The 968-nt window shown below is 69.0% G+C and carries 2 protein-coding genes; both read left to right on the top strand.

The genetic code is table 11. The features are described from left to right. The coding region (locus AC1DU6_RS32925; RefSeq protein WP_477862491.1) for a Type 1 glutamine amidotransferase-like domain-containing protein at window positions 1-579 on the top strand (579 nt) is incomplete at its 5' end. Between the two features lie 111 nt (window positions 580-690). Continuing rightward, window positions 691-968: aminopeptidase P family N-terminal domain-containing protein (locus AC1DU6_RS32920; RefSeq protein WP_477862490.1), on the top strand; the 278-nt coding region annotated here is incomplete at its 3' end.

The following is a 968-nucleotide window of genomic DNA, read 5'->3' as shown; positions in this document are numbered from 1 at the left end:
CTGTGCATCCCCACGGCGCTGTACGGGCATCCGCACGGCAGCCCTGACAACACTTGGCGTTTCATCAGCGGCCAGGAGCCGTCCACGCCGATGTGCGAGCTGGGTTGGAAGTCGGTCGGGGTGCTGGAACTCACTGCGCTGCCGAGCATCGACAGGGCGCGCTGGCAAGGCTGGGTGCGGCAGGCGGACGTGCTGCTGGTGAACGGCGGCGACGCGCTGTACCTGTGCCACTGGATGCGCCAGTCGGGGCTGGCCGACCTGCTGCAGTCGCTGCCGGACATGGTGTGGGTGGGCTTGAGCGCAGGGAGCATGGTCATGACGCCGCGCGTCGGCGAGGCCTTCGTCGAAACCAGGCCGTCCATCACGGGCGATGACAGGGCGCTGGGCTTGGTCGATTTCGCGATCTTTCCCCATCTGGACTACCCCGGCTGGCCGAGCAACTCGATGGCCGCCGCCGAGGTGTGGGCGGCCGGCATCGGCTGCCCGGCCTACGCCCTCGACGACGAGAGCGCCATCAAGGTGGTGGACGGCGCCGCGGAAGTCGTGTCGGCAGGGCATTGGAAGTTCTTCACCCGCTGACGGCAGGCACCGTGCCCACCGGCATGGTGCACCCGGCTTCTACAATCCCAGGCACCCTTTTCACGGTCCCGAGCCCACCCGGCGCGGGACCATCACCGAGGTCCTGACGCCATGGACACCCGCACCCACGAAACCCGCCTGCGCATCGAGCGCCTGCGCGATGCCCTCAACGCCCACGGCGTGCATGCCGTGCTCGTGCCGTCCAGTGATCCGCACCTGTCCGAATACCTGCCCGACCGCTGGCAGGGCCGCGAATGGCTGTCGGGCTTCACCGGCTCGGTCGGCAGCCTTGTCGTCACGCGCGACCAGGCCGCCCTGTTTGCCGACAGCCGCTACTGGGCCCAGGCCGAGGCGCAGATCGCCGGCAGCGGCATCCAGCTCGAGAAGAT

The organism is Roseateles sp. P5_B10 (assembly GCF_056400485.1).
The sequence above is the reverse complement of the archived record's forward strand: the minus strand, read 5'-3'. Positions and strand labels throughout refer to the sequence as shown.